This window comes from Streptomyces sp. NPDC030820 (genome assembly GCF_055572075.1).
The window spans coordinates 338,192-360,409 of sequence record NZ_JBVIEB010000010.1 but is presented as its reverse complement, the minus strand read 5'-3'; the positions used below and the strand labels follow the sequence as shown (position 1 = coordinate 360,409).

The 22,218-nt window shown below is 73.1% G+C and carries 23 protein-coding genes and 1 pseudogene; 11 read left to right on the top strand and 13 right to left on the bottom strand.

Features of this window, described 5'->3' with window-relative positions:
• Positions 1–31 precede the first annotated feature (31 nt).
• Both ACZ418_RS28115 and ACZ418_RS28110 read left to right on the top strand, forming a co-directional pair.
• The gene (locus ACZ418_RS28115; protein ID WP_468368236.1) at positions 32–1,411 is read left to right on the top strand and encodes a CoA transferase; all 1,380 of its coding nucleotides are present in this window, start codon (positions 32–34) and stop codon (positions 1,409–1,411) included.
• 124 nt (positions 1,412–1,535) lie between these two features.
• The gene (locus ACZ418_RS28110) at positions 1,536–2,546 is read left to right on the top strand and encodes a CopD family protein (protein ID WP_468368233.1); all 1,011 of its coding nucleotides are present in this window, start codon (positions 1,536–1,538) and stop codon (positions 2,544–2,546) included.
• 4 nt (positions 2,547–2,550) lie between these two features.
• On the opposite strand, the pseudogene ACZ418_RS28105 reads toward ACZ418_RS28110, so the two are convergent.
• Together ACZ418_RS28105 and ACZ418_RS28100 are read right to left on the bottom strand one after the other, a co-directional pair.
• Positions 2,551–2,793: pseudogene (locus tag ACZ418_RS28105) on the bottom strand (zinc-binding dehydrogenase); the annotation flags it as partial.
• Between the two features lie 112 nt (positions 2,794–2,905).
• Positions 2,906–3,616: a VIT1/CCC1 transporter family protein gene (locus ACZ418_RS28100; RefSeq protein WP_468368230.1), complete on the bottom strand. Its 711-nt coding sequence runs from the start codon at positions 3,614–3,616 to the stop codon at positions 2,906–2,908.
• Positions 3,617–4,454: 838 nt separating this feature from the next.
• On the opposite strand from ACZ418_RS28100, the gene ACZ418_RS28095 reads away from it, so the two are divergent.
• The 5 genes from ACZ418_RS28095 to ACZ418_RS28075 all read left to right on the top strand — a co-directional run bounded on the left by ACZ418_RS28095 (position 4,455) and on the right by ACZ418_RS28075 (position 9,274).
• On the top strand, positions 4,455–5,447 hold the full coding sequence (locus tag ACZ418_RS28095) for a DEDDh family exonuclease (protein ID WP_468368228.1): 993 nt from the start codon (positions 4,455–4,457) through the stop codon (positions 5,445–5,447).
• A 109-nt stretch (positions 5,448–5,556) separates the two neighbouring features.
• A complete protein-coding gene (locus ACZ418_RS28090) occupies positions 5,557–5,790 on the top strand; it encodes a hypothetical protein (RefSeq protein WP_055704294.1) in 234 nt (77 codons plus the stop codon).
• Positions 5,791–5,839: 49 nt separating this feature from the next.
• On the top strand, positions 5,840–6,637 hold the full coding sequence (locus ACZ418_RS28085; RefSeq protein ID WP_468368225.1) for an SURF1 family cytochrome oxidase biogenesis protein: 798 nt from the start codon (positions 5,840–5,842) through the stop codon (positions 6,635–6,637).
• A 91-nt stretch (positions 6,638–6,728) separates the two neighbouring features.
• Positions 6,729–8,513 carry a glycoside hydrolase family 15 protein gene (locus ACZ418_RS28080; protein ID WP_468368222.1) on the top strand — a complete coding sequence of 595 codons (1,785 nt, stop codon included), beginning with the start codon at positions 6,729–6,731 and terminating at the stop codon, positions 8,511–8,513.
• A 5-nt stretch (positions 8,514–8,518) separates the two neighbouring features.
• A complete protein-coding gene (locus ACZ418_RS28075; RefSeq protein ID WP_468368219.1) occupies positions 8,519–9,274 on the top strand; it encodes an SDR family oxidoreductase in 756 nt (251 codons plus the stop codon).
• 16 nt (positions 9,275–9,290) lie between these two features.
• On the opposite strand, the gene amaP is transcribed toward ACZ418_RS28075, so the two are convergent.
• The 5 genes from amaP to ACZ418_RS28050 are packed head-to-tail and all read right to left on the bottom strand — an operon-like array spanning position 9,291 to position 11,566.
• The gene (amaP, locus tag ACZ418_RS28070; protein WP_468368217.1) at positions 9,291–9,872 is read right to left on the bottom strand and encodes an alkaline shock response membrane anchor protein AmaP; all 582 of its coding nucleotides are present in this window, start codon (positions 9,870–9,872) and stop codon (positions 9,291–9,293) included.
• A gap of 5 nt (positions 9,873–9,877) precedes the next feature.
• Positions 9,878–10,492: a DUF6286 domain-containing protein gene (locus ACZ418_RS28065; RefSeq protein WP_468368214.1), complete on the bottom strand. Its 615-nt coding sequence runs from the start codon at positions 10,490–10,492 to the stop codon at positions 9,878–9,880.
• On the bottom strand, positions 10,492–10,848 hold the full coding sequence (locus tag ACZ418_RS28060; protein ID WP_468368212.1) for an Asp23/Gls24 family envelope stress response protein: 357 nt from the start codon (positions 10,846–10,848) through the stop codon (positions 10,492–10,494). Before ACZ418_RS28060 ends, ACZ418_RS28065 begins: the two co-directional genes overlap by 1 nt.
• Positions 10,849–10,854: 6 nt before the next feature.
• Positions 10,855–11,049, bottom strand: coding sequence for a hypothetical protein (locus tag ACZ418_RS28055; protein ID WP_468368209.1), 195 nt, complete (start codon positions 11,047–11,049; stop codon positions 10,855–10,857).
• Positions 11,050–11,095: 46 nt separating this feature from the next.
• Complete coding sequence (locus tag ACZ418_RS28050; RefSeq protein ID WP_468368206.1) at positions 11,096–11,566, bottom strand: Asp23/Gls24 family envelope stress response protein; 471 nt, start codon at positions 11,564–11,566, stop codon at positions 11,096–11,098.
• A gap of 96 nt (positions 11,567–11,662) precedes the next feature.
• On the opposite strand from ACZ418_RS28050, the gene ACZ418_RS28045 reads away from it, so the two are divergent.
• Positions 11,663–12,385: a nucleopolyhedrovirus P10 family protein gene (locus ACZ418_RS28045; protein WP_468368203.1), complete on the top strand. Its 723-nt coding sequence runs from the start codon at positions 11,663–11,665 to the stop codon at positions 12,383–12,385.
• Positions 12,386–12,423: 38 nt separating this feature from the next.
• Here ACZ418_RS28045 and ACZ418_RS28040 read toward each other — a convergent pair whose 3' ends face one another.
• The 3 genes from ACZ418_RS28040 to abc-f all read right to left on the bottom strand — a co-directional run bounded on the left by ACZ418_RS28040 (position 12,424) and on the right by abc-f (position 15,531).
• Positions 12,424–13,227 carry an enoyl-CoA hydratase/isomerase family protein gene (locus ACZ418_RS28040; protein ID WP_468368201.1) on the bottom strand — a complete coding sequence of 268 codons (804 nt, stop codon included), beginning with the start codon at positions 13,225–13,227 and terminating at the stop codon, positions 12,424–12,426.
• A gap of 160 nt (positions 13,228–13,387) precedes the next feature.
• Entirely contained in the window at positions 13,388–13,609 is a 222-nt protein-coding gene (locus ACZ418_RS28035) for a helix-turn-helix domain-containing protein (protein WP_004002281.1), read from the bottom strand.
• A gap of 323 nt (positions 13,610–13,932) precedes the next feature.
• A complete protein-coding gene (gene abc-f, locus ACZ418_RS28030) occupies positions 13,933–15,531 on the bottom strand; it encodes a ribosomal protection-like ABC-F family protein (RefSeq protein ID WP_468368198.1) in 1,599 nt (532 codons plus the stop codon).
• Between the two features lie 198 nt (positions 15,532–15,729).
• On the opposite strand from abc-f, the gene ACZ418_RS28025 reads away from it, so the two are divergent.
• A complete protein-coding gene (locus tag ACZ418_RS28025; RefSeq protein ID WP_468368195.1) occupies positions 15,730–16,143 on the top strand; it encodes a VOC family protein in 414 nt (137 codons plus the stop codon).
• A gap of 16 nt (positions 16,144–16,159) precedes the next feature.
• On the opposite strand, the gene ACZ418_RS28020 is transcribed toward ACZ418_RS28025, so the two are convergent.
• The 3 genes from ACZ418_RS28020 to ACZ418_RS28010 form a co-directional block, all read right to left on the bottom strand.
• Entirely contained in the window at positions 16,160–17,725 is a 1,566-nt protein-coding gene (locus tag ACZ418_RS28020; RefSeq protein ID WP_468368192.1) for a hypothetical protein, read from the bottom strand.
• Positions 17,726–17,928: 203 nt separating this feature from the next.
• The gene (locus tag ACZ418_RS28015) at positions 17,929–19,056 is read right to left on the bottom strand and encodes an alpha/beta hydrolase (protein ID WP_468368190.1); all 1,128 of its coding nucleotides are present in this window, start codon (positions 19,054–19,056) and stop codon (positions 17,929–17,931) included.
• Between the two features lie 133 nt (positions 19,057–19,189).
• On the bottom strand, positions 19,190–19,852 hold the full coding sequence (locus ACZ418_RS28010) for a class II aldolase/adducin family protein (protein ID WP_468368187.1): 663 nt from the start codon (positions 19,850–19,852) through the stop codon (positions 19,190–19,192).
• Between the two features lie 189 nt (positions 19,853–20,041).
• Here ACZ418_RS28010 and ACZ418_RS28005 point away from each other — a divergent pair, with 189 nt between their 5' ends.
• On the top strand, positions 20,042–20,794 hold the full coding sequence (locus tag ACZ418_RS28005) for a lysozyme (RefSeq protein WP_468368186.1): 753 nt from the start codon (positions 20,042–20,044) through the stop codon (positions 20,792–20,794).
• A gap of 143 nt (positions 20,795–20,937) precedes the next feature.
• Complete coding sequence (locus ACZ418_RS28000; RefSeq protein WP_468368183.1) at positions 20,938–22,188, top strand: inorganic phosphate transporter; 1,251 nt, start codon at positions 20,938–20,940, stop codon at positions 22,186–22,188.
• The last annotated feature ends 30 nt before the right edge of the window (positions 22,189–22,218 follow it).

Sequence of the window (22,218 nt, the reverse complement as noted above, 5' to 3'; positions counted from 1 at the left end):
TGTTGATGAATCAATAATGCATAGTGTGGTCATGACTACTGACATCGAGGTGGCATGGTCCGCACTGGGCGGCGACTCCGCTCTCGTCTCCCGGGTGACGACGGTCGAGCGCCCCGGCGCCCTTCCGGCGCGGCTTCCCGTGCGGGAGCTGGCACGCGCGTGCGTCGGCGCCTGTGCGCTGGCCGCCGCCGAACTGGCGGCCCGCCGGGCCGGGCTCGCCGAGGTGCCCACCGTCCGGGTCGACGACGGCGCCGTGGCGGCCGCCTTCCACAGCGAACGGCACCTGCTGGTCGACGGGCGGCCACCGGTCGTCTTCGCGCCGCTGTCGCGGTTCTGGCGGACGGCCGACGGCTGGGTGCGCACCCACGCCAACTATCCGCACCACCGGGCCCGGCTGCTCGGCGCGCTGGGCCTGCCGGCGGACGCCACGCCGGAGGCGGTGGCCGGCCGGCTCGCCGAGCGGTCCGCTGGGGAGGTCGAGCAGGCGGTGTACGGCGCCGGCGGACTCGCGGTGGCCCTGCGCAGCCCGAAGGAGTGGGCGGCCACCGGGCAGGCCGCCGAGGTGGCCGCACGCCCGCTGGTCGAGCGCGAGCGCCTCGGCTCCCCGCACGCGCGCGTGCTCACCCCGCTCGATCCCGCCGCCGCTCCCCTGCTGCCCGCCGCCGGGCTGCGCGTGCTGGACCTGACCCGGGTCCTCGCCGGCCCGGTCGCCACCCGCACCCTAGCCCTGCTCGGCGCGGACGTGCTCCGCGTGGACGCCCCCTGGCTGCCCGAACTCCCCGACCAGCACGCCGACACGGGCTTCGGGAAGCGGTCGGCGACGCTCGACCTCACCGCCGACCGCGCCACCTTCGAGGAGCTTTTGGCCGCGGCGGACGTCGTCGTCACCGGCTACCGGCCGGGCGCCCTGGACCGGTTCGGGCTCTCGCCGCAGGCACTGGTCGCGCGCCGGCCCGGACTGGTCGTGGCGCAGGTGTCGGCGTGGGGCGCGTACGGCCCCTGGGGCGGGCGGCGCGGCTTCGACAGCCTGGTGCAGGTCGCGACGGGCATCGCCGCGACCGAGGGCTCGGCCGAGGAGCCCGGCGCACTGCCCGCGCAGGCGCTGGACCACGGCACCGGCTATCTCCTGGCGGCGGCCGTACTGCGGGCGCTGACCGAGCAGTCGTACGACGGGGGCGGCCGGGTGGTGCGGCTGGCGCTGGCCAGGACCGCGCACTGGCTGACCGCCGAAATCCGGCCGAGCGCGGCCACGGGAGCGCCGTACGAGGGCCCGGACGCCTGGCTGGCCGAGACGGACAGCCCGCTCGGCCGGCTGCGGCACGCGCTGCCGCCCGTGTCCTTCGCGGGCGGTCCCGCCGACTGGGCGCGGCCTCCGGTGCCGTGGGGGTCGGACAGCGCCCGCTGGCGGTGAGTGCTCGCGGCCGGAAACAGGTGAGCGCGCGGGCGGCCGGAAACGTATGTATGCGTGGAATTCCGTACTGCCAGTTGTTTTCCGGGACTTGCCCGGTTCTGCGGCGGCTGGCGAAGATCCCGGGGTGAGCTTGATACGACCGACCGCCGAGGTGACCGACGCGGAGGGCTCGGCACGGCGGTCCGGCACCGGCCGGGCCGTCGCGCTCCTGGTCCTGGTGGCGCTGGGCGCCCTGATCCCCCTGCTCGGGCCGTCGGCGGCGCTGCACGGCACCGGGGAGGCCGCCGCGCCGGGGGTCGGCGGCATCGGCCTGCTGCGCGCGGTGCTGTTCGCCGCTCTGAGCGTGCCCCTCGGTGAGCTGTTCGTGCACCGGCTCGCCCGTCGTCTGCCCGGTGTCCCGCCCGAACGGCCGTGCAGCTGGGCGTTGTTCGCGACCGCCGCCGGTTTCGTCGCCGCGCTGGCGCTCGCCTCGGTGGTGGCCGCCGGCAATCTGGTCCCGCACCGCCTCGGCCAGATCGACGTCGGCGGGCTGTACGGCTCCCGCGACGGCCGGCTGGCCCTGCTGGAGGTCAACGCCTTTGTGCTGGCGGCCCTGTGCGCGTTCCTGAGGCGCCCGGCGGCCCAGGTGTGGCCGCTGGCCGCGGTGGTGGTCGCCGAGGCGCTGCGCGCCCACCCGACGACCGAGCAGAGCCCGCTGGCCGGCTCGGGTCTGACGCTGGTGCACCTGACGTGCGCGGCGCTGTGGACCGGCGGTCTGCTGCACGCCCTGCGGCTGCTGAGGCTGTGGCACGGCGATCCGGCCGGAGCCGCGCTGCTCGGCCGCTACGCGCGCGTGGCGACGGTCCTGCTCGCCGCCATCACCGCGACGGGCGTGTGCAGTGCGCTGCGCCGTATGCCGTCGGCCACGATCCTGGACCAGCTGACGACGACGGCGTACGGACGCACCCTGCTGGCCAAGGTGATCCTGGTCGCCGCCGTCGCACTGCTCGCCCTGTGGGCGCGGATCCGGCTGCGCCGCGCCGCCGACCCACTGACCGCGTACCCGCCCGCTCGGGCCGAGCTGATCGCCCTGGGCGCGGTGGTCGCGGTCTCGGGTCTGCTCACGGCGCTGCCGCTGCCGATCCGCTGGACCTAGCGGGTCACCGGTCGCCCGTGACCAGGGCCTTGAGGGCGGTGCGCTCGTCCATCGCCTTGTGGCCCTCGGGCACTCCCTCGATGTCGACGGTCATGCCGAACACCGGCGAGGGGTCGATCGTGCGGCACGCCCACGAAGCCGATCGCGCCGCCGTCGCGGGTGATGTTGACGGCCGTCCGCATGGACTGCTCGGTGCCGACGGCCTCTACGACGGCGTGCGGCCCTGGCCGCGGGTGAGTTCCCGGACGTTCCCGGACGGCCTAGACGGTCGGTGCGGGGCGCTCGGGGGGTGGTCGAGCGCGGCTCACGGTACGCCGTCGCCGGCCCGGCCTGCGCGCCCAGGGTCCCCGGCCCGCGTGTCAGACCCCCGCCGCGCCCAGCAGGCTGCCCGCCGCGTAGGTGACCGCCATCGCCAGCGCCCCGCCCACCACATTGCGCAGCACCGCGCGTTTCGGGTCGGCAGCGCCGAGCCGGGCGCTTTTCCAGCCGGTGAGGACGAGCGCCGCCAGGACGGACACGACGGTCACACCCAGCCGCCAGCCGGCCGGGGGCAGGACGATGGCCAGCAGCGGCAGCAGCGCGCCCACCGTGAAGGCCAGGAAGCTCGCCCAGGCCGCGTGCCAGGGGTTGGTCAGGTCCTCCGGGTCGATACCGAGCTCCACACGCGCGTGGGCCCTGAGCGGGTCCCGCGCGGTGAGCTGTTCGGCGGCCTCCCGGGCCACCTCGTGGGACAGTCCGCGTTCCTCCAGCAACGTGGTCAGCTCCTGCAACTCGGCCTCCGGCTGCTCCCGCAGCTCCCGTTTCTCCACGGCCAGCGCGGCCACCTCGGAGTCGCGCTGCGTGGAGACGGAGACGTACTCGCCGGCGGCCATGGACATCGACCCGGCGAGCAGGCCGGCCAGTCCGGCGGTGAGCAGGGCGGACCGGCTCTGGGTGGCCCCGGCCACGCCGACGACGATGCCCGCGGTGGAGACGATGCCGTCGTTCGCGCCGAGCACGGCGGCCCGCAGCCAGTTCAGCCGCGAGCCGAGCGCGCCCCCGTGGGTCTCTTCGTGGGTTGGTTCGGTCACAGGACCGAGGATGGCACCTTCAGGGCCGCCGGACCCGTCGAACAGCCCGAGCCGGTCGCTGCCGGACAGGTCGAGGACCGACGCACGTCCTGCCTCACCACACCCGGACCACCTGCGCCGCGACGGGGTCGAGGAGGGCGAGGTCGAACCCGCGGACGCGGGCCGCGTTGCCGCCGAGCACGGCTGCGAACTCCTCGCGCGGTCTCGGCTCCGGCAGCGGCAGCTCGGCGCGACCGTGCCGCGCACCTCGACGAACGCGACGCCGTGCCGGCTCAGCGCCGCACGCACACCGGGGCCGTCGCACTCGACGGTCACTTCGCCGAGCTTCTCGGGCTCACCGAAGACCTCGCGCCCGCCGGTGCGGGCGCGCCCGTCTTCTGACGGGCCGTCATCTGCAACACGGTTCGGGAAGCCGCGCGCTCGCGGTGCGTGTCGCGGCGATCTCCCGCTCGGTCCGGCGACCGAGCCCGCGCCGAGCGGATGTCCGAGCAGGCCGACCTCGCTGATGTTCACCCGGAACGAGCGGACCGCCGAAGGGTTTCAGGGCTGCGGCAGGAGCGCGGCGACCGCGTCCGGGGCGGCGCGTGCGCCGGCGCGGCCGGTGGACACGGAGCGGCTGTTCGTGACGGCTGTACGGGCGCTGGTGCGGTCGCTTCTGGCCGACCACTTTGCCCACGCACGCACGCGAAGCCTGAACCAGCGGGCGGGCTTGCGGGCCGACGGGGTGGGCCAAAGCCGGCACACGCGTGCGGCGGTCGAGCGGCTGAGCGGCAAACCGGCGGAGCCACCGGCACCTGAAGGTCAGCAGTGTCAGTCGTGGCCCGTATCCTCAGTGACCATGCTCGAAGACCGTGCGACCGCAGTGTCCTCCCCCACCCAGTGGCCGGCCGCGTATCCGAAGGGATACGCGGTCGTTGACGTGGAGACCACCGGCCTGGCCCGGGACGACCGGATCATCTCGGCGGCCGTCTACCGGCTGGACGAGCGCGGCGAGGTCGAGGACCACTGGTACACACTGGTCAACCCGGAGCGCGATCCGGGACCGGTGTGGATACATGGTCTGACGAGCGAGGTGCTCGAAGGGGCACCGCTCTTCGCGGACATCGCCGAGGAGTTCGCGGCCCGGCTGGACGGCCGGGTGCTGGTCGCGCACAACGCCGTCTTCGACTGGCAGATGATCGCGCGGGAGTACGCGCGCGCGGAGCGCGAGGCGCCGGTGCGTCAGCGGCTGTGCACCATCGCGCTGTCGAAGGAGCTGGGGCTGCCGCTGCCCAACTTCAAGCTGGAGTCGCTGGCGGCGCACTACGGCGTCGTACAGCAGCGGGCGCACCACGCGCTGGACGACGCGCGCGTGCTGGCGGAGGCGTTCCGGCCGAGCCTGCGGGCCGCGGCGGCGGGCGGCGTACGGCTGCCGCTGCTGGAGTGCCGGCCGCTGACGGAGTGGTCGGACCGCTCGGTGCCCCGGCAGTCGTCAGGCGGATACGGGGGCTACGGCGGCTATCGGACGACCAGTTGGCGACCCTCCCGCAAACGGCCCGCATGCCCCTATCCCAACCCGGGTCGCTACGAAGACGGAAAACGCCTCAAACAGGGCATGCGGGTGGCGTTCTCCGGGGACACCTCCGTCGAGCGCGAGTTGCTGGAGGACCGGGCCACCGAGGCCGGTCTGCACGTGGCGTCCAGCATCTCCCGGCTGACGAGCCTGCTGGTGACCAACGACCCCGACTCGGGCACGTCCAAGGTGGTCAAGGCGCGGCAGTTCGGCACCCCGATCGTGGACGAGGCCGCGTTCGGGCAGTTGCTGCGGGACGTCGAGCCCGCGGACGAGTGACGGCGCGCATCGTACGGAAGCGGTGCTCATCGTACGAACGGGTGGTTGCCGGACGACTCACCCGGCGGCCGCTCGCCAGTGCACCGGTGACGGGCTCACCCTGTGGCGCATGGCGAAATGCGAAGTTTGCGGCAATGACTACGGAATGACCTTCGAGGTCCACGCACAGGGCGCGGTGCACGTCTTCGACTGCTTCTCCTGTGCGATCCACCGGATGGCCCCCATCTGCGAGCACTGCCGGGTGCAGATCATCGGCCAGGGCGTGGAGGCCGACGGCCGGTTCTACTGCGGGGCCCACTGCGCCCGCGCCGAGGGAAAGGTGGGAATCGTCGACCGGGTGTGACCCGGTACCCGCCTGAATGCACCCCACGGCCCGGATGTACCGTCGTGGGGTGCACCGCTACCGCTTCCTGTTGTCCCGCCAGTGGGTGATCCTCACCATCGTCGCGATCTCGCTGATCCCGACGATGATCAGGCTGGGCTTCTGGCAGAAGCACCGGTACGAGGAGCGCACCGCGCGCAACGACCTGGTCTCCTCGGCGCTGCACGCCGAGCCGGTCCCCGTCGAGCGGCTGACCTCCCCCGGGCACACGGTGACCCGCACCGAGAAGTACCGCACGGTCACCGCGACCGGCACCTTCGACACCGCCAGGGAGGTCGTGGTCCGGCGCCGGACCAATTCCGACGGCGAGGTCGGCTTCCACGTGCTCACCCCGCTCGTCCTCACGGACGGCAGGGTCCTCCTCGTCAACCGCGGCTGGATCCCCGCGAACGGCGCCCAGACCGCCTTCCCGAAGATCCCCGCACCGCCGTCCGGCCGCACCACCATCACGGGGCGGCTGATGGCCGACGAGACGACCGCGGCGAGCGGCATCAAGAACGTCAAGGGCCTCCCCGACCGGCAGATCATGCTGATCAACAGCACGGAGGAGGCGCACCGGCTCGGCGCGCAGGTGCTCGGCGGCTATGTTGAACAAACGGCGCCCACGCCCAAGGGCGGCCCGGAGCAGATCTCCGACCCCGGCAGCGAGGACGCCCCGCTGAACTACGCGTACATGATCCAGTGGTGGCTGTTCGCCGCGGGTGTCCCGGTCGGCTGGTGGTTTCTGGTCCGGCGGGAGATCCGCGACCGGGAGGAGGCCGCCGCGGCGGCGGCGAAGCAGGAGGAGAGCGCACCGGCCGCGGTCTGACGGGCACCACGGGGAAGCATCGCGGAGGTACACGTCACTCCCCCGGCGCACCACCTGATTGGCCCTCTGGCCCGCCGGGAAACCGGATCCCGTGAACGCGCGCATCGAGGACTACGCACTCATCGGTGACGAGCAGACCGCGGCGCTGGTCGGCAAGAACGGCTCGATCGACTGGCTGTGCCTGCCCCGCTTCGACTCCGGCGCCTGCTTCGCCCGGCTGCTGGGCGACGAGGACCACGGCTACTGGCGGATCGCCCCCGAGGGAGCGGACACCTGCACACGCCGCGCCTACCGGCCCGACACCCTCGTCCTCGACACCGAGTGGGAGACCCCGGACGGCACGGTCCGGGTCACCGACCTGATGCCGCAGCGCGACCGCGCCCCCGACGTCGTACGCATCATCGAGGGCGTCAGCGGCCGGGTCACCGTCCGCAGCACCCTCCGGCTGCGCTTCGACTACGGCTCGATCATGCCGTGGGTGCGCCGCGCGGACGGGCACCGGGTGGCCGTCGCGGGCCCGGACTCGGTCTGGCTGCGTTCCGAACCCGCCGTGCACACCTGGGGCGCGGACTTCGGCACCCATTCCGAGTTCACCGTCGCCGAGGGCGAGCGGGTCGCGTTCGTGCTCACCTGGCATCCCTCGCACGAGCAGCGCCCGCCGCTCAAGGACCCCTTCGAGGGCCTGGAGTGCAGCGTCACCGACTGGCAGGGCTGGACCCGGCAGTGCCGTTACCGGGGACCCTACCGGGACCTGGTCGTCCGCTCCCTGATCACCCTCAAGGCCCTCACCTACATGCCGACCGGCGGGATCGTCGCCGCGGCGACCACCTCGCTGCCGGAGAAGCCGGGCGGGGTGCGCAACTGGGACTACCGGTACTGCTGGCTGCGCGACTCCACCCTCACCCTCGGGGCGCTGCTCAAGGCCGGCTACCAGGACGAGGCCTCGGCCTGGCGCGACTGGCTGCTGCGCGCGGTCGCGGGCGACCCGGCCGACCTGCAGATCATGTACGGCGTGGCGGGCGAGCGCCGGCTGCCGGAGATGGAGCTGTCCTGGCTGCCCGGCTTCGCCGACTCCGCCCCCGTACGCATCGGCAACGGCGCGGTCGAGCAGCTCCAGCTCGACGTGTACGGCGAGGTGATGGACTCGCTCGCCCTGGCCCGCAGCTCGGGTCTGGCCCCGCGGCCGCACATGTGGGCGATGCAGCGCGCCCTGATGCAGTTCCTGGAGTCGGCGTGGCGGCAGCCGGACGAGGGCCTGTGGGAGGTGCGCGGCGGCCGGCAGCAGTTCGTGCACTCCAAGGTGATGGTGTGGGTGGCCGCCGACCGGGCCGTGAGGACGCTGGAGGAGTACAAGGACCTCAAGGGCGACCTGGAGGGCTGGCGCAGATTCCGCGACGAGGTCCACCAGGAGGTGTGCGAGAAGGGCTACGACCACGAGCGCAACACCTTCACCCAGTACTACGGCTCCCGCGAACTCGACGCGTCGCTGCTGCTCATCCCGCGCGTCGGCTTCCTGCCGCCCGACGACCCGCGGGTGGTCGGCACGGTCGACGCGATCCGCGACGACCTCGGGCACGGCGGCTTCCTGCGCCGGTACGACACCGAGGACTCGGTGGTCGACGGGCTGCCGGGCGGTGAGGGCGCCTTCCTGGCCTGCTCGTTCTGGCTGGCCGACGCCCTGTATCTGACCGGCCGGAAGGACGAGGCACGGGAGCTGTTCGACCGGCTGGCGGGCCTGGTCAACGACGTGGGGCTGCTGGCCGAGGAGTACGACCCGGTCGACGGCCGCCATCTGGGCAACTTTCCGCAGGCCTTCAGCCACATCGCGCTGGTGAACACCGCCCTCACACTGTTCGGGGACGACCGGGCAGGATAGGGGCCATGGATCTTGGACTGAAGGACCGGGTGTACGTCGTCACCGGGGCGACCCGCGGACTGGGCAACGCCGCCGCGCGGGAACTCGTCGCGGACGGGGCGAAGGTCGTGATCAGCGGCCGGGACGAGAAGCGGGTGGCCGACGCCGCCGCCGAACTGGGCCCGAACGCGGTGGGCGTGGGCGTGGACAACGCCGACCCCGAGGCGCCGGAGCGGCTGATCGCGGCCGCGCGGGAGCACTTCGGCGGCTTCCACGGCCTCCTGGTGAGCGTGGGCGGGCCGGCGCCGGGGTTCGTCGCGGACAACACCGACGAGCAGTGGCGCGCCGCGTTCGAGTCGGTGTTCCTCGGTGCGGTTCGGCTCGCTCGCGCGGCGGCGGCCGAGCTGGAGCCGGGCGGGGTCATCGGATTCGTGCTGTCCGCGTCGGTGCACGAGCCGATTCCGGGGCTGACCATCTCCAACGGGCTGCGGCCCGGGCTCGCCGGGTTCGCCAAGTCCCTCGCGGACGAGCTGGGGCCGCGCGGGATCCGGGTGCTGGGGCTGCTGCCGTCGCGCATCGACACGGATCGCGTGCGCGAGCTGGACGCGCTGTCGGCGGATCCTGAGGCCACCCGGGCGGCGAGCGAGTCTCGGATTCCGCTGCGCAGGTATGGGACTCCGGCGGAGTTCGGGAAGGTCGCGGCGTTTCTGCTGTCTCCGGCGGCGTCTTATCTCAGTGGGGTCATGTTGCCTGTGGACGGCGGGATGCGGCACGGGTTCTGAGGGTCGTCGTCCGAGTTCAAGTGACCCTTTTTGCACGGTACTTGACCGACCCCAGCCGTACTTCTGCCGGAAGTGACGGCAGGCGCGCCGACTCGCGCGCACGGGTCAGGGCCCGGGCCGTGAACTCGTTCAGGGCCGTTGCCGGGTCCACGTGCGGCTCCAGTCGGAGCCGCACCCTTGCCGTGGGTGCCGTACGGCGGCCCCGCAGGAGGATCTCCGCGTGCGCCACGCCCTCCTGCTGTACGACGTCCTGGGCCAGCGCCGATTCCAGGGCCTGGGCGCGCAGGAGGGCGGACTCGTCGTCGCCGGTGTCGATCAGGATCTCGGCCAGCCGGCGACGGCGCAGGACCGCCGTGAGCCACCACAGGGTGAGCAGGACGACCACGGCGAGGCCGGCGATGACCGCCGGCCACCACCAGCCGGCGGCCCGCCAGTGGGTGCGTTCGGCCTGCGTGAGCAGGACGTCGTGCGGGCCGGTGTGGATCCACCAGGAGGGCGGTGGCGCGCCCAGGCCGACGGCGAGCACCGCGCCGCCGAGCGCGAGGAGGAGCAGGCCGACGAGGGCCAGCAGGACGCGGTTGAGGCCGCCGGTGCGCATCGCCGTCACCCCTTCCGTCCGGGCCGGGTCACATGCAAGGACAGCGCGGGCGGCCGGGTCAGGCCGAGGCCCCGGATGGCGTCCGTGAGCACGGTGTCCAGGTCGGCGCGTACCTCGTCCAGGTCACGGAAGTGCGAGACGGCACGGACGTCGGCCTTCGTGCGGCGCATCCGCACCCGGACCGACCGGACTCCGGAGATGTCCATGGCCCGGTCGCGGAGCAGGAGCGCCGCCGCGTCGCGCCGGAGTGCGGCGCGGACATCCGGGTGCGGGCGCCGCATGGGCAGCAGCCCGCGCAGGCCGGGTGTGACGGCGAGGACGATCAGCCACAGGCCGAGTGCGACGGCGGCGGCCGCGCCGGTCAGCACCCAGATGTCGTCCAGGGGCCGTTCGGCCAGTTGCCGGGCGAGTGCGCGGCGCCAGTGCATCGCGGGGTGGTGGGCGCGTACGGCGGCGATGTCGTACAGCAGCAGGCCCGCGCCGGCCAGCAGCAGGAGCGCGACGACGGCGGCCGGGACGCGGCGCGGGGACCAGAAGCGGCCGCTGCCCTCCGCGGGGGCGGGCGGGGTGGTGCCGGGGTCCTTGTCGAGGGTCGGTGTGGTCGACCGGGGTTCGCTCATCACGCCCTCCCGTGCGGTGCCGGGTGCAGCCGTTCGACCTGGACGGCGACCTCGGGCACCGACATGTCCACCAACGCGCCTACCCGCTCGGCGACATGGCGACGCACGGCAGCGCAGTGGGCGCCGATGTCGCAGGGGTAGCCGAGTTCGAGATACAGGCTTACCCGGGCCGTCTCCTGGTGGACGACGACCGTGGCGTGCGGGGCCGCCGCGTCGGCGGGCAGCGGGGGCAGCGCCTCCCGGGCGGCCTGCGCGGCGATCTTCGCCACGACCCGGTCGGCGATCCGGGTGGCGCCGCGCTCGCCCGGCGGCACGAGGGCCGACGGCGGGCGCACCGCGCCGGTCTCGGCACTCACCGTCGGTCACCGCCGCCGGTCACGCCGGTCGCCTCGGGTGCGGAAGAAGTCACCCAGTTCCAGGTCGCCCTCCGCGAACCGGCCGACGACGAACCCGAGCGCACCCAGCGCCGCCACCAGCAGAAAGGCACCGAAGCCGCCGAAGTACCCGGCGAAGCCCAGCGCCATTCCGGCGATCATGCCGACCACGGCCATGTTCATGGAGCGCTCCTCAGCTCGTCAGGCGTGCGGGGTCCGGGACCGGGTCTCACTGGATCCGGGGCTCCGGTTCCTCTTCCTCTTCCTCGGGCAGCTTGACGTCGCTCACCGCGATGTTGACCTCGACCACCTCAAGTCCGGTCATGCGTTCCACGGCGGCGACCACATTCTCCCGCACGGCGCGGGCGACATCGCCGATCGAGACGCCGTAGTCCACGACGATCTCCAGGTCGAGTGCCGTCTGCACCTCGCCGACCTCGGCCTTCACGCCCCGGGTGACCGACTTGGAGCCGCCGGGCACCCGGTCGCGCACGGCGCCGAAGGTCCGGGCCAGGCCGCTGCCCAGGGCGTGGACGCCGACCACGTCCCGGACGGCCAGAGCGGCGATCTTCTCCACGACGCCGTCGGCGATGGTCGTCCGGCCACGGGCCGCGGGATCGCCGCCGCCGCGACGGGTCGTCTTGCGGGTCGAAACCTGCGGTTCCTGTTCACCCTCGGGAGTCGTCGTCATGTCGGTCATCGCCGTACGTCCCTTTCGGTCGGCCCCTTCGATCGTCCTTTGCCACCGTAAGCAAGGTTCCCCGGCAGCGCCCCGGTGATACGGCAGGCTGGAGGAATGACGGCGGACCGGTGGACACAGGTAGTTCGGCGCCAGGTCGGGCTGGGACGGCTGCTGCCGCTCGGCGGGCCGCGCGACGGCGTCTGGATCGCGGAGGGCGCGGCCGCGGCGGTGCTGGAGCGCGCGGCGGCCGAGGGGATGCCCGGGGTGCGGCTCGGCACCCTGCGGCTCGCGCTCGCCGATCCGGAGGAGGTCCACGAGCCCGTCGTACCGGCTCCGCCGAGTGCGCTGCCGCCGGGCCCGCTGCGGCTGACGGCGGACTTCGCCGCGACGGCCACCGAGCCGCTGCCGGCCGTCGCGTCCGGGCTACGGCTGACACTGGCGACGGCCGCGACGGAGCGGCTCGGGCTCGCGGTCACGGAGGTGGACCTGCGGGTCACCGACCTGCTGGACACGGCGGAGCCGGTCGCGGCGGTGCGTGCACCGCGGCCGGTGCCCGCGCGGGAGCCCACGGACCCGGACGAGGCCCGGGTGGCCGCGGCCGCGCTGTCCGTCGCCGGCGTGACCGGGCTGACGGGTTCCCTCGGCGGTGTGGGCCGGGCGGTGCACCTGGAGGAGCGCACGGCCGGTACGGCGCTACCGCACCGGCACGCGCGCGTGGAGCTGACGACGAGCACGGACCGCCGAGCCATTGACGTGGCTCGGCAGGTCCGCACGGCCGTAAGGGACGCGCTGGAGGACCGGCCGACGGTGGCCGTGCTGGTAACGGTGGTCGGCTGAGCGGCTGGCCGGCGCGGGGCGCCTTACCGGCGCGGGGCTCATTCGCCGAGGCCGGCCAGATCCCGAAGCCGCCGTGCCTGGGCGACACGCTCGGCCGCACGCTGCGCCTCGTAGTCACGGCCCAGCGCCCCGCGCAACAACGCCTTGGTCTCGACGACCGCGTCCCGCGGCGCAGCCAGCAGCGCAGCCGCCAAGTCCCGTACCGCCGCATCGAGTTCCGCCGCCGGCACGGCGACATTGGCCAGCCCGCAGGCGACGGACTCCGCCGCGCCGACGGACCGTCCGGTCGCGCAGATCTCGAGCGCGCGGGCGTACCCGACGAGACCGACCAGCGGGTGAGTCCCGGTCAGGTCGGGGACCAGGCCGAGGCTGGTCTCGCGCATGGCGAACTGCACGTCGTCCGCGACGACCCGCAGATCGCACGCGAGCGCGAGCTGGAAGCCGGCCCCGATGGCGTGCCCTTGGACAGCCGCGATCGACACGATGTCGTTCCGCCGCCACCAGGTGAACGCCTCCTGGAACTCGGCGATGCTCGCGTCGAGCCCGGCGTCGTCACGGCGCGCGAGTTCGATGAAGGTCGGCTCGCCCGGGATCCCCTCCGGGGTGAACATCTGCCGGTCCAGCCCGGCGGAGAAGGACCTGCCCTCGCCGCGCAGCACGACGACACGGACGGAGCCCGGCAGCAGCCGGCCGGCCTCGGTGAGCGCGCGCCACAGAGCAGGGCTCTGCGCGTTGCGCTTGGCCGGGTTGGTCAGCGTCACCGTGGCGAGCGCGTCGTCGACGGTGAGCCGTACGCCGTCCTTGTCGAGTACAGGAGCGAGGTCCTGGTCGGGCGAAGCCATGGGGCGCCTCCGATGGGTGCGGTCATCCGGGCATGCCTACGCATGCCTAAGTGACTGCACAGTAACCACCCGGCTGATCTGGCGTCCCCCCAGGCCCCTCAAGACCCAGGGGGAGGCCGACCGGGTGGCCCCACCATCGAAGCCGATGGGCCGCCCGGCGTCAGGACGATGCGGCCTTCTTGCCCCGGGTCGCTCCGCCACGCCCACGAAGCGTGACGCCCGACTCACTGAGCATCCGGTGTACGAAGCCATACGAGCGGCCGGTCTCCTCGGCCAGCGCCCGGATGCTCGCACCGGAGTCGTACTTCTTCTTCAGGTCTGCCGCGAGCTTGTCGCGCGCGGCGCCGGTCACCCGGCTGCCCTTCTTCAGAGTCTCGGCCACCCGTGCCTCCTCATGGGAAGTGCGCTCTGGTCTCCTCATGATCACCCCTCTTGGGTCTGATGGCCACCCATTCGGCAAGGTCCGTGGGACATCGTTGTGACGACGGGAGTCGATCCCCACAAGCGGAATCAAGGATTCCATGGGGTGGTGTCGAGGGGGCCGAACGGGTGGATTCGCGAAGTGCCAGGTCAGGGATGCGCGGCGGCCGATCCCTTGGTACGCAAGGGATCGGCCGGGAAATCCGTGTACGACACACCTCGATACGAGGAGATCTCACACAGATGATGGATCACGGATGAGCCGAATGATCCATACGCAGTGGATCACGCCAGGGCGACGAGATCCGCGTAGTCGGAGCCCCACAGGTCCTCGACGCCGTCGGGCAGCAGGATGATCCGCTCCGGCTGGAGCGCCTCGACGGCGCCCTCGTCGTGGGTGACGAGGACGACCGCGCCCTTGTAGGTGCGCAGGGCGCCGAGGATCTCCTCGCGGCTGGCGGGGTCGAGGTTGTTGGTCGGCTCGTCGAGGAGCAGCACGTTCGCCGAGGAGACGACCAGGGTCGCCAGGGCGAGACGGGTCTTCTCGCCGCCCGAGAGGACGCCGGCCGGCTTGTCGACGTCGTCGCCGGAGAAGAGGAACGAGCCCAGCACCTTGCGGACCTCGACCAGGTCCATGTCGGGGGCGGCCGAGCGCATGTTCTCCAGGACCGTGCGGTCCGGGTCGAGGGTCTCGTGCTCCTGGGCGTAGTAGCCGAGCTTGAGGCCGTGGCCGGGGACGACCTCACCGGTGTCCGGCTTCTCGACGCCGGCGAGCAGGCGCAGCAGCGTGGTCTTGCCCGCGCCGTTGAGGCCGAGGATGACGACCCGCGAGCCCTTGTCGATGGCGAGGTCGACGTCGGTGAAGATCTCCAGCGAGCCGTACGACTTCGACAGGCCCTCCGCCGTCAGCGGGGTCTTGCCGCAGGGCGCGGGCTCCGGGAAGCGGAGCTTGGCGACCTTGTCGGACATCCGGACCTCTTCGAGGCCGGAGAGCAGCTTCTCGGCCCGCCGGGCCATGTTCTGCGCGGCGACCGTCTTGGTGGCCTTGGCGCGCATCTTGTCGGCCTGGGCGTTGAGGGCGGCGGCCTTCTTCTCGGCGTTGGCCCGCTCCCGCTTGCGGCGCTTCTCGTCGGCCTCGCGCTGCTGCTGGTAGAGCTTCCAGCCCATGTTGTAGATGTCGATCGTGGACCGGTTGGCGTCCAGGTAGAACACCTTGTTGACCACGGTGTCGACGAGATCGACGTCGTGGGAGATCACGATGAAGCCGCCGCGGTAGGTCTTCAGGTAGTCCCGCAGCCAGATGATCGAGTCCGCGTCGAGGTGGTTGGTCGGCTCGTCGAGCAGCAGGGTGTCCGCGTCCGAGAACAGGATGCGGGCCAGCTCGATACGTCGGCGCTGACCGCCGGAGAGGGTGTGCAGCGGCTGGCCGAGGACGCGGTCGGGCAGGTTCAGCGCGGCGGCGATGGTGGCGGCCTCGGCCTCGGCGGCGTACCCGCCCTTGGTGAGGAACTCGGTCTCCTGGCGCTCGTACTGCTTGAGGGCCTTCTCCCGGGTGGCGCCCTTGCCGGTGGCGATGCGCTCCTCGTTCTCGCGCATCTTGCGGATCAGCACGTCGAGGCCACGGGCGGAGAGGACGCGGTCGCGGGCGAGGACGTCCAGGTCGCCGGTGCGGGGGTCCTGGGGAAGGTAGCCGACCTCGCCGGAGCGGGTGATCTGGCCGGCGGCCGGGATGCCCTCGCCGGCCAGGCACTTGGTGAGGGTGGTCTTGCCGGCGCCGTTGCGGCCGACGAGGCCGATGCGGTCGCCCTTGGCGACACGGAAGGTGGCGTTCTCGATGAGGACGCGCGCACCGGCGCGCAGCTCGATACCGGAGGCGGAGATCAAGGACAGACTCCAGGGCGTACAGGGGTTGGCGGGTGGGCGGCTGAGGACGTTCCCGCCGTCTAATGCGCGAGGAGAATGGCCATGGGAGAAGTCTAACGGGGCCATGCAAGCGGTTTTTCTACGTCCGCGCGTTCGGTCCGTGCCGGCTGCAAGACTGAACGGGACGCCACGGAACCGACGCACGAAGGAGTGATCGGCATGGCAGGCACGGGCGGCGGACGGCCGAGCCTCTACCCCACGCTGCTGTACGGGGACGCGAAGGCGGCGATGAAACAGCTCACGGAGGGCCTCGGCTTCACCGAGCTGTCGGTGTACGAGACGGAGGGCGGCAAGGTGATGCACGCCGAGCTGGTCCAGGGCAACGGCGCGGTGATGATCGGCTCCAAGGGCCGGGGCGGCCTCTTCGACGCGGCGATGAAGGACGCCGGGCCCGCGGGGGTGTACGTCGTCGTGGACGACGTGGACGCCCACCACCAGCGGGCCCTGGAGCACGGCGTGGAGATCCTGATGCCCCCGACGGACCAGGACTACGGCTCGCGGGACTACATGGCCCGGGACCTCGAGGGCAACATCTGGAGCTTCGGGACGTACGCCCCGGAGATCGGCGCCTGAGCGACCCCCGCGCCGCTCATCCTCCGGTGTGCACCTGGAAGGCGGCCCGGCGCACGGCCTTGGCCAGGGCCGGGTCGGGATGCGCGGCGGCGAGCGCGACCAGGACCTGCACGGTGCGCGGGTGCCCGACGGCGCGGACCTCGTCGAGCAGCTGGGGGACGGTGGGCTGCACCGCGGACTCCAGGTGCCGGACCAGCATCGGCGACTCGCCGTGGTCGGCGACGGCGGCGGCCGTGTCCACCCACAGCCAGGTCGCCTCCTCCCGGGTGAGGACCTCGTGGGCGTCCTCCGGGTCGATCCCGTCGTGCTCGGCCAGCCACAGCAGGGCGTAGGGCCGCAGGGCCGGCTCGTCCACGACGGCGCGTACGTCGGGCTCGGCGGGGGCACCGACGACGCGCAGCGCCTCGAAGGCCAGGCCGCGCAGCAGCGCGTCATCGCCGCGCGCGGCGTGGATCAGCTCGGTGATGGCATCGCCGACGGTGCGGGCGGCGAGCCAGGCGCGGTATTCGGCGCGGGCGGCGTTGGGGCGGAGCTGGGCGCAGCCGCGGAGCATGTCCTCGGCGGACTGCTCGATGTTGCCGGCCGGGCTCTGCGCGGCCACACAGATCTGCTCCAGCTTGACCCACACCGCCCAGCTGCCCAGCGGGGTGAGGGTGGCCTGGCCGTCGCCGTAGGTCAGCGCGCCGACCGAGGCGAGGGCCCGCAGCGCCCAGTCGAGGAGGGGTTCGAGCGGAGTGTCGCCGGTGGGCGCGGCATCTTCCGGGACGGCGGCCGCGAGTTCCGCCGGGCTCGGGGAGTCGGCAGCCGGGCTCACGTGTCCCGGCTCGGACGGCCGCCGCGCCACCGGCACGGCGGGCTGTGCCGACCGGGGCTCGGACGGCTGCCGGGCAGCCGGCACGGTCGGCCGCGCGGGCCCGGACTCGGCCGGCTGCTCGGTGCCGGGCCCGTAGGGCACCTCGCAGCGCTGGGTGCGCAGTTCGGTCACCCGCTGCTGGAGCAGGTCGAGGAGCTGCTCGACCGGGACGGGCCCGGCGGACAGCTGAAGGAAGGAGAGCACCTGGGGCATGGCCGAGACGACCTCGGCGACGGCGGCCGGCTCGTGCTCCTCGGGTTCCGGGGAGGCGAGCGACCAGGCGTCGAAGAGGGCGACCCAGCCGCGCAGTACGGCGCTGTCGTCGCGGTCCCAGGCGCGCAGCCGCCAGCCGGGGCGCGCGCTGTCGCCGTGCACCTCGACGAGTCCGGCGAGGCGTGCCGTGTCCCAGTCGGTGCGGATCTGCGCGACGCTCAGGCCCAGGTCGGCGGCGGCGCGTCGGGCGGTGGCGTCGGAGAGGGTGGCCTTGCCGTCGGCGGTGGCGCCGTCGCTGCCGGGGCCGAGTGCGGCGTCGGCCCAGCGGGCGACCCGGACCGGGCCGGCCAGCCCGGTGCGGGCCATTCCGGCCAGTTCCGCGGGGGCGGGGGTGCCCTCCGGCGGCCGGGGTACGGGGCGGCGCGGGCGCCGCTGGTTCACAGCTCTGGGGGCGGCGGCCAGGGGTCGCGGTCGGACGAGTCGGAGCCTGGAGTCGCGCGGGATACGGGACGTCACGGGTGCAGTCTTCCGGTTGACGGTCCGAAAACCCAAACGGAATGTCACGGGGGGCGACGGGGCTGGCCAAGGCACGGGGTTCGGGGCGGCGCGAGGAGGGGTGATCAGGCCAGTCGTACGGCCTCGGTGCGGCCTTGGTACGGCATTAAACGGAATGCCCGGCACCGGTACTTCCGGCAGCTGCGGGAGGGTCGGGAGCGCCCTCATACCAGCGGGGTCAGGAAGCGGCGCAGCCGCTCCTCGTACTCCTTCGGGTCGGCGTTCCACATCGCCGCGTGCGGGGCCTGCGCGACGGTGTGCAGGGCGACCAGATCCGGGCGGCGGCGGGCGAGCCGGCGGGAGAACTCCCAGGGGGCCACCTGGTCGTCGGGCCCGTGGAAGATCAGGGTCGGTACGGTGAGCACGTCGGGGTCGGTGATCTCGGGGACCCGGTCGGCGTACAGGCCGGTCCGGCCCTGGGCGGCGCGCACCGCGAGCGGCAGCAGCGGCTGCGGGGTGCGGCGGGCCCGGGCGAGGGCGCGCAGCGTGGCCTCCCAGCTGAGCACCGGCGAGTCGAGGACCAGTCCGGCGATGCGCTCGCGCACCGCGGAGTGCTCGGCGGCGCGCAGGGCCATGGTGGCGCCGGTGGACCAGCCGAGCAGGACGACCCGGCGGGCGCCGTGGCGGACGGCGTGGCGGATCGCCGCGTCCAGGTCGCGCCACTCGGTCTCGCCGAGGTGGCTCAGGCCGTCCGGCGGGCGGGGCGCGCCGAGGTCGCCCCGGTAGGCGAGCGCGAGGACCGGCACCCGGCGGGCGTGCAGGGCGGCCATGAGGTTCATGGCCTGTTCCCGGGTGGCGCCGAGGCCGTGCACGGCGATCACCCAGGTGTCCCGGGCCCCGGGCACGAACCAGGCGGGCAGCGCACCGAGTTCACCGGGCACGTCGAGGTCGGTGTGGTCGAGGCCGAGGGCGGTGCCGGGGTCGCCGACGTACAGGTTCGGGGTGAGCCACACCGGGTCGCCGGGGGCGAGGGTGCCGTGGGTGACGCGTTCCAGGCGGCGTACGACGGTGTCGGCCGCGTGCGGGGCCGCCTCCAGGACGGGGCCGACGACCGCGTGGGAGCCGTCGCCGGCGAGGCCGTAGGTGCCGGGGCGCAGCGAGGCCAGGTCGCGGGTGAGGGTGATCTGGCCGGCGGCGGTGCCGTGCACGGTGAGGCGGGGTTCGGTGGGCAGGGGGCGGCCCGCGGGCGCCTTCAGGGCGGCGTCGCTGGCGATCCGGCCGGCGGCGACGGACACCGCGCCGACGGCGAGGACCGCGGTCAGTGCGGTGGCGGTCGCTTTGACTGGGCGCACGGGTCCAGTGTCGTGGGGGTTGGGCCTACCGGCCAGTGGAAAGGCGGGGCGGCGAGGAGCGTCGGGGTGAACGCCGCTGCGGCGGGCACCAGGGACGAGGAAGCGCCGGAGCGAAGGGCTGGGCGGCACGGTGTCACCTCCGTTGGCCGTACCCCCTCAAGCGTTCCCCGACCTCCGCCAGTTGTGCCTCCGTCAGCAGGGACGGCGTCAGGCCCGGTACCGAGGACGCCGTCAGCCACAGGCGGCACATCCACTCCAGTTGGGCGGTGCGGTCGTAGGCCTGGTCGAGGGTGGTGCCGTAGGTGATCGTGCCGTGGTTCTGCAGGAGGCAGCCGGAGCGGTCGGTCAGGGCGCGGAGCATGTTCTCGGCGAGTTCGTCGGTGCCGTAGGTGGCGTAGGGGGCGACCCGGACGGGGCCGCCGAGGGCTGCCGCCATGTAGTGGACCAGCGGGAGCTCCGGCACGAGCGTGGAGACCGCCGTCGCGTGCACGGCGTGGGTGTGGACGATCGCGCGGGCGTCGGTGGTGCGGTAGACGGCGAGGTGCATGGGCAGCTCGCTGGTCGGCACCAGCGTGCCGAGCACCTGGCGTCCGGTGAGGTCGACGCCGGTGATGTCGTCCGGGGTGAGCCGGTCGTACGGCACGCCCGACGGGGTGACCAGGACGAGGTCGCCCACGCGCGCCGAGACGTTCCCGGAGGTGCCGACCACCAGCCCGTCGGCCACCGTCCGCCGTGCCGTCGCGACCAGTTCCGTCCAGATTCGTTCCTGTTCCGCGTCCCGCCGCTGTTCAGCCATGCCGCGATCCTGCCAGCCGGGCCCGCGGGAGGGGGACGGACGGACACTTCCGGCCGCGAGCGCATGCCCCCGAACGGGCGGAAGTCCTGGTGAATCGCCGCGAAGAGGCGCTGATTCGGCGATCAGCGGGCCTTCAATGGTCCCTCTTGCCCGCAGGACGATCTTTCGTCCGCCGACCCGGGGAGACACATGGCCAGCAAACGCACCCCTGTCCGCCACCGCGCCGGTGTCCTCGCGGCGGCCGTGGCGGCGCTCGCCCTCACGGGCACCGCGTCCGCGGCCGCCGGACATCCGGCGGCCTCGGGCCTGCCCCGGGGGCACGACGTCTCGTCGCACCAGAAGCCCGTCGACTGGGCAGTCGCCCGGTCGACGGGCGCGCGGTTCGTCTACGTCAAGGCGACCGAGTCCACGGACTACCGCAACCCCTACTTCGCCCAGCAGTACGACGGCGCGCACGAGGCGGGCCTGTACCGGGGCGCGTACCACTTCGCACGGCCGGACAGGTCCTCCGGCGCCCAGCAGGCCGCGTACTTCGTGCGGAACGGCGGGGACTGGGTGGCGGACGGCCGGACCCTGCCGCCCGCGCTGGACATCGAGGACAACCCGTACAGCAAGAAGCAGAAGTGCTACGGACTGGACAGGACGCGGATGGTCCGCTGGATCCGGTCCTTCAGCGACGAGATCAAGCAGGAGACCGGCCGCCGCCCGGTGATCTACACGACGACCGAGTGGTGGCGGCTCTGCACCGGCAACAGCCACGCCTTCGCCACGAGCCACGCCCTGTGGATCGCCCGGCACGGCACCTCACGGCCGGGGCCGCTGCCGGGTGGTTGGCGGCACTGGATGTTCTGGCAGTTCGACGCCGACGGCCGGCTGCCGGGTGACCAGAATCTCTTCAACGGGTCCGCGGTCCGGCTGCGGACCTTCGCCCGGGGCTGGTAGCCAAGGGGCGCCTGGGCCGCCGGAGCCAAGCGGAACCTCAATCCCCCCCTTCGGACACCCTGGCGCCCGCCCCAGTTCATCTTCCGTTCACCCAGGTTGCCTACGGTCGTCCAGCCAATGACCTCGAACGATTGCCTGGGTAAATGGAAAGCTTCTCGCTGATCCTCGCGATAGTGGTAGTAACTGCTCTCGCGTTCGATTTCACGAACGGTTTCCACGACACCGCCAACGCGATGGCGACCACCATCTCGACAGGCGCCCTGAAGCCCAAGATCGCGGTGGCCATGTCCGCCGCCCTCAATCTGGTGGGCGCCTTCCTCTCCGTGGAGGTCGCCAACACGATCTCCAAAGGTCTCGTCGACGAGACCGGCATCCGTCCCGAGGTCATCTTCGCCGCCCTGGTCGGCGCGATCCTCTGGAACCTGCTGACCTGGCTGGTGGGCCTGCCCTCCAGCTCCTCGCACGCCCTGATGGGCGGTCTGATCGGCGCCACGATCGCCTCCGCCGGCCTCGGCGCGGTGCACGGTGACGTCCTGGTCACTAAGGTGCTGCTCCCGGCGGTCGCCGCGCCGCTCGTGGCGGGCGTCGCCTCGATGCTGGCCACCCGGTTCTCCTACGGAATCGGCGGCAAGGCCGAGGGCGAGGCCACCCGCAAGGGCTACCGCGCCGGCCAGATCGCCTCCGCCGGCCTGGTCTCCCTCGCCCACGGCACCAACGACGCCCAGAAGACGATGGGCATCATCACCCTCGCGCTGATCGCGGGCGGCGCCATCGCCCCGGGCTCGAACCCTCCCACCTGGGTCATCCTCTCCGCGGGCCTGGCCATCGCGCTCGGCACCTACATCGGCGGCTGGCGGATCATCCGCACCATGGGCAAGGGCCTGACCGACCTGGAGCCGCGCCAGGGCTTCGCCGCCCAGACCAGCGCCGCGACCGCCATCCTGGCCTCCTCGCACCTGGGCTTCTCCCTCTCCACCACGCACGTCGTCTCCGGCTCGGTGATGGGCGCGGGCCTCGGCCGCAAGGGCGGGGTGGTCCGCTGGTCCACCGCGACCCGCATGGCCGTCGCCTGGGTGCTCACGCTCCCGGCCGCCGCGCTGGTCGGCGCGGGCGCCGAGTCCGTCACGGACCTGGGTGACTGGGGCACCGCCGTCGTCGCCGTCTTCCTGGTCGCCTCGAGCGCCGCGATCTGGAAGTTCTCCCGCCGCGAGGTCGTCGACCACACCAACGTCGTCGACGTGTCCGAGGAGCCGGCCGGCGTGGTGACCGCCGCCATCGCCGCGGTGACCCCGCCCCCGGCGGGCACGATCACCGAGGACCTGACGGCCACGATCCCCTCCCCGGCCGCCGCTGAGCCCGCGACCGAGGCCGCCCCGCCGGCCGCCACCGTCTGACCCCGGCCACGCCGGTAACCAAGGAAGCAA